This window comes from Acinetobacter sp. BWR-L5 (genome assembly GCF_039655985.1).
Lineage (GTDB): Bacteria > Pseudomonadota > Gammaproteobacteria > Pseudomonadales > Moraxellaceae > Acinetobacter > Acinetobacter johnsonii.
Genome location: NZ_JAGFEV010000007.1, coordinates 1 through 14978 on the forward strand (window position 1 = coordinate 1; position 14978 = coordinate 14978).

The 14978-nt window shown below is 41.7% G+C and carries 13 protein-coding genes; 6 read left to right on the plus strand and 7 right to left on the minus strand.

The window, feature by feature from the left end; genetic code table 11:
• Positions 1–282 precede the first annotated feature (282 nt).
• Both JZ787_RS13110 and JZ787_RS13115 read left to right on the plus strand, forming a co-directional pair.
• Entirely contained in the window at positions 283–744 is a 462-nt protein-coding gene (locus JZ787_RS13110; protein ID WP_078424939.1) for a DUF2147 domain-containing protein, read from the plus strand.
• Between the two features lie 270 nt (positions 745–1014).
• Positions 1015–1941 carry an alpha/beta hydrolase-fold protein gene (locus tag JZ787_RS13115; protein ID WP_346312637.1) on the plus strand — a complete coding sequence of 309 codons (927 nt, stop codon included), beginning with the start codon at positions 1015–1017 and terminating at the stop codon, positions 1939–1941.
• 68 nt (positions 1942–2009) lie between these two features.
• Here the strand turns inward: JZ787_RS13115 and JZ787_RS13120 are convergent, their stop codons facing one another.
• Positions 2010–3647 (minus strand): long-chain-fatty-acid--CoA ligase, encoded by a 1638-nt coding sequence (locus tag JZ787_RS13120; protein WP_346312562.1) that lies wholly within the window; start codon positions 3645–3647, stop codon positions 2010–2012.
• Positions 3648–4251: 604 nt separating this feature from the next.
• On the opposite strand from JZ787_RS13120, the gene JZ787_RS13125 reads away from it, so the two are divergent.
• Complete coding sequence (locus JZ787_RS13125; RefSeq protein ID WP_346312563.1) at positions 4252–4488, plus strand: hypothetical protein; 237 nt, start codon at positions 4252–4254, stop codon at positions 4486–4488.
• A gap of 67 nt (positions 4489–4555) precedes the next feature.
• Here the strand turns inward: JZ787_RS13125 and bioB are convergent, their stop codons facing one another.
• Both bioB and queG read right to left on the minus strand, forming a co-directional pair.
• Complete coding sequence (gene bioB, locus JZ787_RS13130; protein WP_004981788.1) at positions 4556–5545, minus strand: biotin synthase BioB; 990 nt, start codon at positions 5543–5545, stop codon at positions 4556–4558.
• Positions 5546–5846: 301 nt separating this feature from the next.
• Positions 5847–6941, minus strand: coding sequence for a tRNA epoxyqueuosine(34) reductase QueG (gene queG, locus JZ787_RS13135; protein ID WP_346312564.1), 1095 nt, complete (start codon positions 6939–6941; stop codon positions 5847–5849).
• 22 nt (positions 6942–6963) lie between these two features.
• On the opposite strand from queG, the gene JZ787_RS13140 reads away from it, so the two are divergent.
• Complete coding sequence (locus JZ787_RS13140) at positions 6964–8433, plus strand: NAD(P)H-hydrate dehydratase (protein WP_346312565.1); 1470 nt, start codon at positions 6964–6966, stop codon at positions 8431–8433.
• Positions 8430–8708: an acylphosphatase gene (locus tag JZ787_RS13145; protein ID WP_346312566.1), complete on the plus strand. Its 279-nt coding sequence runs from the start codon at positions 8430–8432 to the stop codon at positions 8706–8708. Before JZ787_RS13140 ends, JZ787_RS13145 begins: the two co-directional genes overlap by 4 nt.
• Positions 8709–8775: 67 nt before the next feature.
• Here JZ787_RS13145 and slyD read toward each other — a convergent pair whose 3' ends face one another.
• The 3 genes from slyD to JZ787_RS13160 all read right to left on the minus strand — a co-directional run bounded on the left by slyD (position 8776) and on the right by JZ787_RS13160 (position 12134).
• Positions 8776–9258, minus strand: a complete 483-nt coding sequence (gene slyD, locus JZ787_RS13150; RefSeq protein ID WP_004696728.1) for a peptidylprolyl isomerase — start codon at positions 9256–9258, stop codon at positions 8776–8778.
• A gap of 139 nt (positions 9259–9397) precedes the next feature.
• Positions 9398–10699: an NAD(P)/FAD-dependent oxidoreductase gene (locus JZ787_RS13155; RefSeq protein WP_346312567.1), complete on the minus strand. Its 1302-nt coding sequence runs from the start codon at positions 10697–10699 to the stop codon at positions 9398–9400.
• 124 nt (positions 10700–10823) lie between these two features.
• A complete protein-coding gene (locus tag JZ787_RS13160; RefSeq protein ID WP_346312568.1) occupies positions 10824–12134 on the minus strand; it encodes a D-alanyl-D-alanine carboxypeptidase PBP6B in 1311 nt (436 codons plus the stop codon).
• A gap of 179 nt (positions 12135–12313) precedes the next feature.
• Here JZ787_RS13160 and JZ787_RS13165 point away from each other — a divergent pair, with 179 nt between their 5' ends.
• Positions 12314–14017, plus strand: a complete 1704-nt coding sequence (locus JZ787_RS13165) for a M61 family peptidase (RefSeq protein WP_346312569.1) — start codon at positions 12314–12316, stop codon at positions 14015–14017.
• 82 nt (positions 14018–14099) lie between these two features.
• On the opposite strand, the gene uraH is transcribed toward JZ787_RS13165, so the two are convergent.
• Complete coding sequence (uraH, locus tag JZ787_RS13170; RefSeq protein WP_346312570.1) at positions 14100–14498, minus strand: hydroxyisourate hydrolase; 399 nt, start codon at positions 14496–14498, stop codon at positions 14100–14102.
• Positions 14499–14978 lie beyond the last annotated feature (480 nt).

The following is a 14978-nucleotide window of genomic DNA, read 5'->3' on the forward strand; positions in this document are numbered from 1 at the left end:
CAACGTGCAGACAACCGTATTATTCGCCCAAGTGCGGACTATACTGGGCCTGAGCTACGTAAAGTGGTGCCGATTGAGGAGCGTTCAGCGGCTTAATATGAAGCTCTGATACATTATAAAAAAAGCCTCTTCGGAGGCTTTTTTATATGCAATTTTTTGTTGATTTTTCTCACGGGTTAATTCAGATAAATATTTAATTTTAATGAAATAATAGATAATTAAAAGAATAGAATTGCTATAATCGCGACCGTTTATTTCTTCATTTATATTGTAATTTACTTTATGAAACATAAGTTTTTTTGTGTATCAGCACTGTTTTTGGGGTTGTCTCATTCTGCTTTCGCCATGCCATTTGACCCGCTTATTGGAACATGGAAAGTGATTGATGATCGGACCGGGTATTATATTTCAGATATTGTGATTCGTAAGAATTCTAAAACATCACAATATAGCGCAGTGGTGACCAAGTACTATCCTTTGGCTGGAGCGCCTGTGAGTGATGTGTGCAGTAAGTGTCAGGGTGGACTCAAGGATAAACCGATTTTTGGTATGCAAGTGCTGAATGGCTTAATGGGTGATGCAACAGGTCAAAAATTCGCAAAAGGCCAATGGCTGAATCCTCAAGATGGCCGTGTGTATAACATCAATACTGCGCAGTTAAATGCAGGTAAAGATCAGATGAAGGTACAAGCCTCAGCAAAAGATGCGAAAGGTTTGAGCAGCATGACATGGAAAAAGCTTTAAGTCTTTTGCTTGTGTCGATAAAGCCATCGCACGGTCATAGTGCGGTGGCTTTTTTTATGGATAAAAAAAGCTGGAAGGATATTTGCTAGATTTGCTCAATCCGTATAAAAAGGAAAAATCATCTTTCGGAGTGCTTGGTCAAAGAAAATGTAGTCTTTTAATCGATGAGATGTACGTCATGACAAAGAGATGATTAAGATTTACTTAATTGATAATGATAACTATTATTGTATGTTAAGCTTCGGTATCTCATGGCTGTATATACGAAAAATGACTCATCTTTATAGAAAGATTTTTACTACTGTGTTTTCGCGAATTTTTGGCTCGATATTGATTTTGGGTGCCAGCTTAAGTATTTATGCGAAACCTGAAATGAAACCTTTACTTGCCAATATTGCAGAAATAGGCTCGGCGTATTACAGCTTTAAAGTCAAAGAATTTGCAACTACAGATCCAAATAAAATCTATAGCGTTTGGTTAGGTATTCCAAAGACAGTACAGAAGACGCCGAACGCCTATGCATCGGTCTTTATGCTGGATGGGAACGCTGCGATGTCCCATCTGAATGAAGAAATACTTAAGTCTTTGTATGAAAATGATGCCCCTGTATTGGTTGCCATTGGTTATAAAACCAATTTGCCATTTGCCACAGCTTTTCGTTCACTTGACTATACTCCAGCAGATTTATTGACTGGAAAACCCGCTCAAGACCCAAGAAATCCAGAGCGGATGAGCGGGGGAAGTGCTGATTTTAGAAATGTGATTTTGAAGGATATCGCCCCTTGGGTTGAGCAGAATGTAAAGTTGGATGCGCAAAGAAGGGCGTTATGGGGGCATTCCTATGGAGGGCTTTTTGTGCTGGATAGCTTGCTCGATGGGCGTTATTTCAGCCATTTTTTTGCTGCAAGTCCATCACTTTCTTGGGCAGATGAGCGCATGATGCAAAAAATTAGAGCTGTAAAATTAGTCAAAGAGCCACAAAAACATGTATGGCTGATGGAAGGTGATCTTTTAACACATACTGGAGCACAGCAAAGCGCTAATTTTGATGCAAATGGCATTAATAAAAATAGAGAAATTTTGTCTATATTTGATCAGCAAGGCGTAGAGGCTAAATTTTTAATCTATCCAAATCTAAAGCATGGTGAGGTCTTTAAAGTGTCTTTATTGGATGTGCTTTCAAATAAATTATATTGATGGTATTTAAATTATCCGAACATAAAGAAAAGCCTGAGCATAAGATCAGGCTTTTCTTTTAAACAATGTTAAACAGAATTTTGTTCTAGTAGTACTTGGCCATATTGGGCGCGGAGTTCACGTTTTAGCATTTTACCCGTACCGCTCAATGGAATACTGTCGACAAAAATCACACGGTCAGGGATCTGCCATTTCGCAATTTTGTCGGTATAGTAGTCTAAGACACCTTGTTCAGTGACCGTGCTATCGGGTTTCTTCACAGCGATGACAATAGGACGTTCATCCCATTTTGGATGTTCGGCTGCAATAACGGCTGCCATAAGAATGTCTGAATGTCCCATCGCAAGGTTTTCAAGTTCAACCGATGAAATCCATTCGCCGCCAGACTTGATCAGATCTTTAGAGCGGTCACTGATGCATAAGAAGCCATCCTCATCTAAGGTCGCAATATCACCTGTGTCAAACCAGCCATCGGTCGTGAGGGCAGATTCATCTTTACCAAAGTAACTGTCAATAATCCAATGGCCCTTAATTTGTAGGTTTCCAATCTGCTCACCATCGCGGGCAATTTCATGGTTGCCTTTTTCTTCATCGGTAAGACGTAAATCTACGCCAAAAGGCGGACGGCCTTGAGAAAGATGTAGCTTGAAACGCTCTTGTTCAGAGAGCTGTTGATGTTTGGCTTTAAGTTGGTTGGCAGAACCGAGTGGACTGGTTTCGGTCATGCCCCATGCATGGATGGTGTCGCAGTTATAGTCATTTTTAAAGGCCGCTAACATGGATGGCGGACATGCAGAACCACCAACAACGTTACGGTTCATACTTGCCAGCTGGCTGCCTGTTTGTTTGGCTGCTGCCAGTAAACCTTGCCAAATGGTGGGTACACCCAAAGCCACAGTGACTTTATAGCTGTCAATCATATTCACTAAACTTGGCCCATCTAAGCCTGGCCCAGGCAATACAACGGTACAACCGACCATAGCTGCTGCATAAGGAGTACCCCAAGCATTGACATGGAACATGGGCACTACAGGCAACATAATGTCATTTGCAGACAGATTAAGAGAATCGGGTAGGCTGATGGCAAAACTATGTAAAATGGTAGAGCGGTGGCTATATAGCACGCCTTTTGGATTTCCAGTTGTGCCCGAGGTATAGCACAAAGAGCTTGCAGTTTGCTCATCAAAACTTGGCCATGTGAATTGTTCAGACTCTTTGCTGACCAAGTCATCATAAAATTTTACATCGGCAATTTTTTCTGCAATAGCGTCATCTGCAGCATCTAAGCAAATAAAGTGCTCTACATGGGGTAAATGTGCTTTTACCGCAGCAATGAGTGGTGCAAAGGTTTTATCAAATAACACCACACGGTCTTGGGCATCATTGATAATAAAAATCAGTTGTTCTGGAAATAAACGTGGGTTGATGGTATGGCAAATATAGCCACTGCCAGAGATCGCATACCAAGATTCTAGGTGACGATGATTGTTCCATGCGATGGTCGCCACGCGGTCACTTTGCGAAAGTCCTAAATCTTTGAGTACATTAGCAAATCGCTTAGAATTGACTGCGACTTTGGCCCAGTTGGTTTCAGTGATACTACCGTCTGTATTTTTAGAAATAATAGCTGTATCCGCATGGTAGCGTTCTGCGTGATCAATGAGGTTGCTAATCAATAGCGGTTGAAATATCATACGTCCGAGCATGTTGATATATCCTTATCGTGCTTTAGTTATACATTTATTCTATTCTTGGCTTTCAAAATTAGTTTTGAAAATTAAATTGTATTTTTATCCTAACTTGATCCAAATTTAAATCAAGCATTCTTTCAATCTCAGCCGCATTTTTAAAAGCGATATAATTTAGAACCACAAGTAAATGAAAAGCATCATTTAAAAAAGTAAATGACCATTTATCACTTTATGCTGTTATTCGACAAAAGGCACTTGAAATTTATAAAAAGTATGTTTAAAACTGTGTATAGCTCATGAGATATGAGTTGTGGGTATTTCAGGAAGATATACCTATTTTAAGAAGCAAATTTTTAAAAAATCATTTACAGGAGTTAAAAATGCTTCAGTTGTTTAAAAAATTATTTTGCATCCACGTTTATGAATATGAACAAATGACTGAAATAGGGGAGCATATGGAATGCCGAAAGTGCGGTGATTCTAAAACCGACTAATCATCTTAAGGAAAAGTGGGCGTAGGCTCACTTTTTAATGCCTGTATTTTTTATGGCTTAGTTCGACTGAATTGACGCAGAACGGCTTACAATAGCCGCATAAAAGTGTTTAGCATATACAGATAATGACTAAAAATTTTCAAGCACAGACTTATATTGTCGATGATAATCTGAGTGATACCTTAAGTTGGCTGTGTCAGCATCAAGAATGTTTCGATTCTTTTTACTATGACGCGATTCGCCAAACGTTAACCGTACGCCATGCCAATGGTGAAGATGAGATATTCCAAGGCGATTATCTGAATGCCAGTTATGGTATTTTAATTACTGCGCATAATTTTGCTCAGTCATCTGAAGGTTAAATAGATAGACATTAAAAAAGCCCCATACTGAATAAGGGGCTTTTTTGTGCTTAGCAAATCTTGGGAATTAGCTTGCCATGGCATCTAGGCTAAGGTCTGCCACCGTTGGTTTTGGCTTTTCTGCCACTAAACCTAATTTGGTGAACAGTTGACGGTCCTTACCTTCGCCTGCATTTGGTGTGGTCAGTAGTTTCTCACCTGAGAACAATGAGTTTGCACCCGCCATAAATGCAAGTGCTTGGTCTGAGTCAGAAAGTGCTTCACGACCTGCAGATAGGCGGATATAGCTATGCGGCATGATAATGCGCGCAACAGCAATGGTACGAATCCATTCCGTCACATCGAGTTTTTCAACATCTGCCAGTGGCGTGCCTTCAATTGGAACCAACATGTTGATTGGCACAGATTCTGGGTGAATTGGCATTGTTGCAAGCTCTTGCAATAAACCAATACGGTCTTCTTTCTTTTCACCTAGACCAACGATACCACCGCTACACACTTTCATGCCTGCTTGACGGACATATTCTAAGGTATTTAAACGGTCGTCAAAGGTACGTGTACTAATAATATGTGAATAATACTCGCGTGAAGTGTCGAGGTTATGGTTGTAATAATCTAAACCTGCATCTTTTAAACGCCCAGCTTGAGACTCATTCAGCATCCCTAAAGTCATGCAAGTCTCTAAACCAAGTGCTTTCACCTCTTTAACCATTTCTAGTACATAAGGCATGTCACGTTCATGTGGGTTACGCCAAGCTGCGCCCATACAAAAACGAGATGAGCCTGAAGCTAAAGCTTCTTTGGCTTCTGAAATAACTTTGTCTACAGCAATTCGCTTTTCGGCTTCAAGTTTTGAGTCATAACGTGCTGACTGAGAACAGTACTTACAGTCTTCAGGACATTTACCTGTTTTAATCGACAATAAAGTACTGACTTGAATGGTGTTGGCTTGGAAATGTTGGCGATGTACGGTCTGCGCTTGAAAGACGAGATCAAGAAAAGGCTGATCATACAAAGCTTCGATTTCTTCACGCGTCCAATCATTGCGTAGGTTCATAATGGCGATCCATTTTTAATTCTAACTTGTATACATCATACATTTAACGTGCCAACTTAAAAGGCATTATTGCTCAGTTTTAATAGTATCTCCCGATTATGTTTTTAATTTTATCTTTTTATGAGATTGTAAAAATAGTTGCAAAGTTGAGCGTTTTTTCGGAAATTTGGCCGCAAAATTCTATTTATTTGGATTTTGAGTTACACTGAAAATGCAGCTAAATAGATAAAATAAATAAAATTATGCAAGCAAATGGCTATTTGATTGAACTTTGATTGATTGAGTCTGTTTGAAGCAAATTTTAGTGCCTTTTCATCAGTTGCTCTTGGATGGCCCAGTCAACATGGACTTGCACAATATCGTTAAGCTCTGGGCGAGAAGCTTGTAATTGCTGCAATATTTCATCTGAGAAAGGTGCATTACCTAGACCAATCGCGACATTACGCATAAAGCTTTGGTAGCCTGTACGACGTAGGGGACTCCCTTCTGTATTTGCCATAAAGGTGTTTTCATCCCATTGCCAAAGGTCAATCAGTTGAATGTCATCCAAGCCATGACGCGGGTTAAAATCATCAATTGGTGTAGTTTTGGCAAAGCTATTCCACGGGCAAATGAGTTGGCAGTCATCGCAACCAAACACACGGTTACCAATACCACGGCGTAGTTCTTCAGGAATAATGCCTTGAAACTCAATAGTTAAATAGGCAATGCATTTACGCGCATCTAATAAATAAGGCTCAACAATGGCTTGGGTCGGGCAAATATCAATACAAGCATTACATGAACCACAGTGTTTGGTGGTGGCTTGGTCAAAAGGTAGCTCTAAAGAGGTAAAGAGCTCACCCAAAACAAAAAATGAGCCTGATGTTTTATGAATGAGTAAGGTGTGTTTACCGACCCATCCCATCCCTGCATTTTCAGCCAATGATTTTTCAAAAATGGGTGCTGAGTCTGCAAATGGGCGAGATTCAAAATCGCCAACTTTGGCTTTGATTTTCTGAGAAAGGGTCTTTAAACGCCCACGCATGACTTTGTGATAGTCACGTCCGCGTGCATAACGCGCAATGATGGCGCTATTTGGTGCAAAAGGCACAAGACGTGGTTCAGGAACGGCAACTAAATAATCCATACGCACACAAATAATACTTTTGGTGCCCGGAACAAGTAGGGTTGGATCTGCGCGTTTTTCTAAGTTTTCAGCAAGAAAATACATGTCACCATGATAACCAAGTTCTAAATATTTTTTAAAACGCGGCAATTCAACTTGAGCATCTGGTTTGGCGATGACACAATCAGAAAATCCTAAAGCCAGTGCTTCAGCTTTAATCCAAGCCTTAAGCTGCTCTGGATCATATTGATCTACAGGGATTTTTGAGGAAGATATGGATGTTGTCATAACCAAGAACAAAGGAAAAATCATGCATCAGCAAGTGTACCACAGCAGTGAGATTCAAGCATGGGAAGGACGTTGGTTCGCGCAGCAAAATAGTGCTTATGGGCTGATGCAACAAGTCGCATGGGCAACAACTGAACAGATGCTGCCTAGGCTTAAACAGCAGCAGGTCAAAAGCATCGCAGTATGTTGTGGTCAAGGCAACAATGCAGGTGACGGTTACTTGATTGCATCGTATCTAGCCGCGCAAGGTTATGACGTTGAAATTTATGCAGCAGCTTTGGGAGAGTCTACTTCACTGCAACAAGCACATGCAGCAGCTGCGCAACAGGGGATAATGATTCATACCGGTTTTGCTTTTCAACATTCATATGATGCCTATATTGATGCTTTGTTTGGCATTGGGTTAAACCGTGAACTCAGTTCAGACTGGCAAGCGGTCATTCGACAGATCAATAGACAAACAGGCTTAAAAATTGCCGTTGATATTCCAAGTGGTTTACAGGCCAACACGGGGCAAGCTTTACCTTGTGCAGTTGTCGCCGATTATACCTTAACGGCTCTGGGCTTGAAGGCTGGTTTATTTACTGGGCAGGGTAAAGCTTATGCAGGAGTCGTTGAGCTTATTTCGCTACTTCCTGTAGACAGTGCTTTAAAACCTTTAGCTTCACTTGCTCCACAGTATGTGCACTTTGTACCACGTCAAGCCTTTGGACATAAAGGAAGTTATGGGCATGTACTGGTGATTGGGGGGCATGCGCATATGGGTGGTGCGGTGATGTTAGCTGCAGAAGCTGCCTTTCATGCCGGTGCAGGCAAGGTGACCGTGGTATGTGATGCAAAACACCATACTGCAATTCTAGCCCGTGCACCCAATATTATGCTGCGCGATATTAACCAAATGTCGCTCCAAGAGCGTGAAGCGTTGGTGGCAAATGTGGATGCAGTCAGTTTTGGTATGGGCTTGGGAAGAGACTCGTGGGCTCAGCAGCAGTTTGATGCATGGTTTCCACTCATTCAGACCAATGCTTTACAGGTGGTGTTGGATGCGGATGCTTTATGGTTCTTAGCCTCAAGACCTGTAAAACTCGGTGAGCAGGTCTACGCAACACCGCATCCTGGGGAGGCTGCGACTTTACTCGGTATCAGTACTTCATCGGTGGAGTCTGACCGCATTGCCGCGATTTATGCCTTACAAAAAAAATATGCAGGACAATGGGTGCTTAAGGGTTCGGGAAGCTTGATTTTAGATACGCAACTTTGGATTTGTACCTCAGGTAATCCGGGGATGGGAACAGGTGGAATGGGTGATGTATTGGCAGGCATGATTGCCAGTTTAAAAGCACAGTTGCAAGATAACATTGCATTACATCAAATCGTGACCTTACATGCCCAAGCAGGCGATCTTTTGGCTCAACAAGGTGAACGTGGTTTACAAGCGCAGCAAATGAGTCAGGCTATTTATACGGTCGTGAACCGAGAGCATACAGTATGAAAGCAGTAAAACTGACCATATCGGGAAAAGTTCACGGTGTTGGATATCGACGCTGGTTTGCACAATATGCTGTTGCTTTAGGTTTAAAGGGTTATGTACAGAATCTGGCTTCAGGTGCAGTTGAAGCGTTGCTTTTGGGGGATGATGGTGTGGTTGCCGAACTGGTGAATCATGCTAAAGTTGGGCCAACTCATGCGGTAGTCATGGATGTGGTCATTATAGAACTTGCTTCAGAGCAACAGACATTTACAGATTTTCAAATACGTCGCGAATGACCAAGTATGCAAAAATAAAAAAAGGGCGGAAGTTAAACTTTCGCCCTTTTTTTAAGATTGTTAAATCTTAGTGGTGGTGACCACCAGCACCGTGCGCATGGCCGTGCTGTAATTCTTCTTCAGTTGCATCGCGGATTTCTACGATTTCAACTTCGAAAGTTAAGTCTTGACCAGCAAGTGGGAAGTTCGCATCAACAATTACGTTTTCGCCTTCAACTGCTTTTACAGTTACGATTTGAACGCCATCATCAGTTTGAGCTTGGAACTGCATACCCGCTTGGATGTTGTCTACGCCTTGGAACATTTGCGCTGGAACTTCTTGAACGAGTTCAGGGTTGTATTCGCCATAACCTTCAGCAGCAGGAACAGTAACAGTGAATTTTTCACCTACAGTTTTGCCTAGCAATGCATTTTCTAAACCTGGGATGATGTTACCTGCGCCGTGCAAATATGCAAGTGGTTCACCTTGTGATTGGTCTAGCGTTTCGCCTTCAGCGTTAGTCAATTTGTAGTTGAAAGAAACCACGTGATCATTTGCGATAGCAGTCATGTTTTTCGTCCATTCATTTAGAATTTAAGGGGTATATCATAAAGTGAAAAGCAGCTTTTGTAGACTAAATTTAGCAAAAAAACTGCATTTTCCACGTTCTTATGGCGTTTTTTTATTAGTGGGGACGCATTTTTAGATTTCAATGCAATTTTATTTTCGGACCGACTTTTTTATTCATCAGGTCTTTTGCGGTCATCAGCCCAGCTTGAGTATAGCCATGTAAGGTGGCCTGATGGAGTCGATATAAAGAAACATACATGGTTTTTGCCAACACGCCTTGCACATTGACTTGGCCCAGGAGTTCGCCCACAGCTTTATATTGACTGAGGGAAACCAAAGAGCCTTTGTCAGAAAATTTAAACATTGGCAAAGACTGACCACGAATGCGCGCTTTAAGCGCTCGAAGCAAAAAGGCTGCTTGTTGGCTGGCCACTTGAGCACGTGGGCCAAGGATTGGTTCATCGGCCGCGGGCTGGCAGTGAGCACAATCGCCAAAGGCAAAAATGTTGGGGTCGGAACGGGTTTGCAAAGTTGCATAGACTTTAAGACGTCCAATCGCATCTTTTTCAAAGCCTTCAAGCGCATTTAAAACGACAGGCGCTTTGATGCCTGCCGCCCAAACTTTTAGATCGGCATCGATTTGTGAGCCGTCAGCAAAATAGACATGGTCTTTATCTAACTTGGCAACACGGTGATGGGTGAGGACTTCAACGCCAAGTTTTTCCAATTGGGTAAGTGTGTGATTTGCCATTTTGGTGGATAGGGCGGGAAGAATACGATCCGCTGCTTCAATCAAGGTCACTTTGACTTTGTTTGGGTCAATTTTATTGAGACCGTATTTAAAAAAGGTACTTTTCGCATGGACCAATTCGGCTGCAAGCTCGACTCCTGTGGCACCTGCACCAATAATCGCAATATTGAGTGCGCGTGTTTCTGGACGGTTTTGTGCATCTAAATACAAATGTAGAAGGTCTTGTTGGAAAATTTCAGCTTGCTGGCGACTGTCGAGGAAGTGGCAGTAATGTTTAGCGCCTTCGGTCGCAAAGTCGTTAGAGGTCGAGCCGACTGCAAGGACTAAGGTATCGTAGTTGAGTTCAAACTGCGTGGTTTCAGTGCTTTGTTTGGCATATTGGCGTGCTTCAAGTTTTACTTGTTTATGTTCTTGATCTAAGCCGACAAAACGACCCAAAACAAACTCATAATGATGTTTAGAAGCATGTGCAAAATAATTGATTTCTTCAACACTTGGGTTGAGTGTACCTGCCGCAATTTCGTGGAGTAAGGGTTTCCAGATGTGGGTGAGGTTTTGATCGACGAGGGTGATTTTAACCCATTTGGATTTTGCGAAGCTGTCACCGAGTTGCGTTGCTAACTCTAGACCACCAGCACCACCGCCAATAATAACAATATGGTGTGGCACTTGTTCTGTTTGTACAGCCATATGAAGCAACCTATTTATTATTAAAAAAAGAAGATGACATTGAATATGCCATCTTCTTGATTTATTGATAATTAGATTGTCTTACAAGTTACATAAAGTATAAAACTCGGGATACTGCTCGAACTTAACCGAGTGTATAGGTTTTTACTTTAGGTTCATCGCTTGATAAAAATGGAAACAAGCTTTTGAACCAAAACATTAGACGCTGGAAAATATTGGCTTCTTCAATTTGTACATCTTCTTCAATGGTGAATGTTTGAATGAGCTGATTGTTTTGATAGACCTGCACTTTCGCCAGTTGCATCACTTCAGCCAGCGGAGCGGTCAGCTTGTTTTGCAACACTTCAATATTGAAATGCGTTTTTGTGGACTCTAATGGATCAATGCGTTGAATGGTGCCATTGCTTGTATTGAGCATAATGCGTTGGTTGGTCTGGTCAAAGGCATGTAAGTCAATGGCATATGGTTGATCGTACAATGATGTGGTCACAATTTTCGGTTGCTTACTTTCCACTTTGAACATTTTCAATGTCGATTTGACTACAGGCAGTTCAGCGATAATTTGCTTATCTTTCAGTGCAACTTCATTGCGAGTATAGGTATAAGACAAATTCATGAGATTGTGAGCAACTTCAGCGCGTTTTGCTGCACTTTCTGTACCTAAAACGATGACCACCAAACGACGGTTTGGATTATCTGTATTCATGGTCGGGCGGTTTGCTGTCAGGGCTAAATTGTATCCCGCTGCTTTGGTATAACCTGTTTTTAAGCCATCTACTGTCGGGTCTTGTTTTAACAGAATATTGGTTGCACGGTGAAAGCGTTGGTTATAGCTAAAACTTTGCTGTTTTGAATAGTATAAATAGTCTGGCGTTTCATTCACCAAGGCTTGGCCTAAGAGCGCTAAATCATGTGCAGTCGAATAGTGTTCTGGCATAGTGATACCCGCAGGGTTTTGAAAATGCGTTTCAGTCATTCCCAGTGCTTTGGCTTCTTGGTTCATTCGTGCAACAAAGTTTGGAATATCACCCGAGATGCGTTCCGCTAAAGTCACCGCTGCGTCGTTGGCAGACATGACCACTAAACCCGCTAAAAGCTGATCCACAGAAATCTGTTCACCTTGTTTTAAGTACATTTGGGACTCATCCCACATCACTGTACTGACCACAGGTGTTGCGGTAAGAATTTCGCTCTTATTGAGCTTCCCTGTATTGATTTCTTTGAGTGCAATATACGCCACCATCATTTTGGTGAGCGAAGCGGGTGCACGTTGAACATGACTATTATGCTCTGCAATGACTTGCCCCGATTGGCTGTCAAAAACGGTCCAAGCTTGAGCTTCAACTGTTTCAGGAACAATGTTGAGCAATGCTGCTTGAGTGAAACTTGAACATAAGGCGAAGAGTGTAGCGATGAAGTAGATGACAGCTTTCAATGAAATTCCCTAACCAAGCCATTCCGTGACTTTTAAACCTAAAACAGCTGCAAATGCTATGCCTTTTTTACCTCAATGACCAGTCAAAAATGCAGACAAATGTGACTGTGACGCAAAACTGGCGTAAATAATGCTAAGCTAAGTTATAACTCATTTCATTTTATTTTGTATCGCCCATTATGTTGCACTATCAGATCGAATTTGACGATTATCGTCAGCACCTTATACACGTGACTTTACGTTTTGTAGCAGACCCAACACAGGTACTTTCATTACCGACTTGGATTCCGGGTAGTTACCTCATTCGCGAGTTTTCAAAGCATATAGAGTCGGTTCGTGCCTATGATGAAGAAGGGCGTTTGTTAGAAATTCAAAAATTTGAAAAGAATAAATGGCGTCTTTTTAATACTGACCATGAATTGATTACGGTTGAGTATGATGTCTATGCCTATGATCTGTCGGTGCGCGGTGCGTATGTAGATCAAACCCGTTTATATGTAAACCCCGCATGTGCTTGCTTAGGTTTAGAGGGTCAAGAGGACAAAGCAGTTGAAGTTGAACTGTTCCTTCCTGATGAGCTGAAATACTTCCAATTGGCTACTGGTATGGCTTCAAAAAGCCTCGTTAAAGGCCGTTTTACCTTAAAAGCCAAAAACTATGCAGAGCTGATTGATGCACCATTTGAGTTGGCCGAACAGACGCGTTTTGGTTTTGAAGCCAATGGTATTTCGCACGAGTTTGTGGTGTCAGGTAAACATGCCATGAATGCTGCACGTATGCAGCAAGACATTGAAAAAATCTGTGCAACGGAAATCTCAATGTTTGGCTCAGCACCATTTTCAAACTACACCTTTATGACGATGGCGACAGCAAATAGTTATGGTGGTTTGGAGCATCCAAATTCAACCAGCTTGATTAGCCCACGTGAAGACTTACCAAAAGCCAATGAGCCTGAAGAGCCATCTGAAGACTATCAACGTTTCTTAGGTTTATGTAGTCATGAATACTTCCACTCATGGTTGGTCAAATTCATTCGTCCTGAAAACTTTGTCAATTATGATCTCAACAAAGAAGGCTATACCTCTTTGCTTTGGATTTTTGAAGGTTTCACGTCTTATTATGATGACCTGATTTTGCTGCGTAGTGATGTGATTTCCCAAGCCTCATATATCAAACTACTCAAAACTCAGATTGATCGCTATTTACAGAATCCGGGTCGTTTTGTTCAGTCTGTGTCTGAGTCCAGCTTCGATGCATGGGTGAAATTTTACCGCCAGGATGAAAACTCGAACAATGCAGGCACCAGCTATTACAACAAAGGCTGTTTGGTTGCACTATGCTTAGACTTAGGTTTGCGCTTACGTGGTTCAAGTCTAGACGCGCTTATGCGTAAACTTTATGAGAACGCGCAAAAGGGCATACAAGTACATGAGCGTACGATTGTAGAGTTGTGTAATGAGCTGACGGGTGATAACTGGATTGAGCAAATCAATCACTTAATTAACACCACAGATGAGTTACCGCTGGATCAACTTTTCCCTGAATTTGGTTTAAGTTATAGCCTGAAAAATGATAAGTCATTACCTTTAGGTTTAAAGCTTGTAGATAAGCCAGAAGGCGTATTGGTGCAAAGCGCACGTCGTGATGGCGCTGCGGCTCAAGCTGGCCTTTCTGCCCATGATGTGATCATTGCGATTGATGGTCTCAAAGCAACGGTGAAACTGGTAGAAAAGTATGCCAAGCAAGAAGGCTCGTATAGCATATTGGCATTCCGCCGTGATGAGTTGATGAGCTTTGACGTAAAAGCTGCTGGCTCAGAGCTGACTGAAGTTGAATTGAAAGTCGAAGATCAAGCGAAAGCAGAGAAGTGGTTCAAGGCTTAGTCCCTAAGCCACTTTATTTGATTCTGTACAGACAAAAAACCGATGCTTAGGCATCGGTTTTTTATGCGCTTATTTATGTGCATTAACTACCACGGTAAGTGGAATAGCCATATGGGCTAATTAATAGAGGAATATGGTAATGATCTAATAAGCCATCAATTACAAACACCACGGGCACTTCAGGAAAGAATGAGCGCTGATTTTTTTGGCGAAACCAATCACCCGTTTTAAAGGTAACTTTGTATACACCTTTTTGTAAGGCCGTATCTTTGGGATATAAATCATTGATTCGACCTTGGTCATCGGTCGTGCTTGAGCTGATTTCTGTCCATTTATCATTTTGTTGGGCCTCAAGTGTCACTTTGACATTGGCAGAAGGGAGACCATTTTCCAAATTCAGCACATGGACGCTCAATGGATTTTGAGCAAAACACCAAGAAGAAAAACCAAGTCCAATGAGCGGAAGCAGCATTTTTAGCATTGAATTGACCCTTACCGTTGCAGAAAAAAGATTCAGTTTAACCAACCCTATAAAAAACATAGGTTTAAAAATGTAAAAATGGAGGAGTACGCGTAGAGGGTTTATGTATCAATATTTAAGCTGCAGCATGTTGAATGGCTTTGCCAATTTAAATTTAGCGCTGAGAAAAGTCATTCTGATGCATGTAGGGCTACAAGACTATAAAAAGGATTTGAAGACTGCATTATGTGAAAAGTATCAGGTGTTATGATCTAAATGAGGTGAACAACACATTTCGCTAAAAAATTTGTTTATTTGCTAAGCAAAAGCTAAAGCCTTGTGGAAAGACGTGATTTTGAAAAACGAAGGCTGTAGTGGTATTTTCTGGCGAAATGTCGTTATCACTGGATATTACGTTGACTGTAAAGCCCTGAGGGACGATACTTTCAGGGTTTTATTCAAGCACATCGGTTCGCAGGGGTTGAGCCAGAAGCTCATCCC

Coding starts and splice junctions, on each gene's coding strand:
- JZ787_RS13125 (WP_346312563.1), top strand. CDS start 4,252: ATGACTAAAAATTTTCAAGCACAGACTTATATTGTCGATGATAATCTG.
- uraH (WP_346312570.1), bottom strand. CDS start 14,498: ATGCTAAAAATGCTGCTTCCGCTCATTGGACTTGGTTTTTCTTCTTGG.
- JZ787_RS13145 (WP_346312566.1), top strand. CDS start 8,430: ATGAAAGCAGTAAAACTGACCATATCGGGAAAAGTTCACGGTGTTGGA.
- bioB (WP_004981788.1), bottom strand. CDS start 5,545: ATGAACCTACGCAATGATTGGACGCGTGAAGAAATCGAAGCTTTGTAT.
- JZ787_RS13110 (WP_078424939.1), top strand. CDS start 283: ATGAAACATAAGTTTTTTTGTGTATCAGCACTGTTTTTGGGGTTGTCT.
- JZ787_RS13140 (WP_346312565.1), top strand. CDS start 6,964: ATGCATCAGCAAGTGTACCACAGCAGTGAGATTCAAGCATGGGAAGGA.
- slyD (WP_004696728.1), bottom strand. CDS start 9,258: ATGACTGCTATCGCAAATGATCACGTGGTTTCTTTCAACTACAAATTG.
- queG (WP_346312564.1), bottom strand. CDS start 6,941: ATGACAACATCCATATCTTCCTCAAAAATCCCTGTAGATCAATATGAT.
- JZ787_RS13115 (WP_346312637.1), top strand. CDS start 1,015: ATGACTCATCTTTATAGAAAGATTTTTACTACTGTGTTTTCGCGAATT.
- JZ787_RS13155 (WP_346312567.1), bottom strand. CDS start 10,699: ATGGCTGTACAAACAGAACAAGTGCCACACCATATTGTTATTATTGGC.
- JZ787_RS13120 (WP_346312562.1), bottom strand. CDS start 3,647: ATGCTCGGACGTATGATATTTCAACCGCTATTGATTAGCAACCTCATT.
- JZ787_RS13165 (WP_346312569.1), top strand. CDS start 12,314: ATGTTGCACTATCAGATCGAATTTGACGATTATCGTCAGCACCTTATA.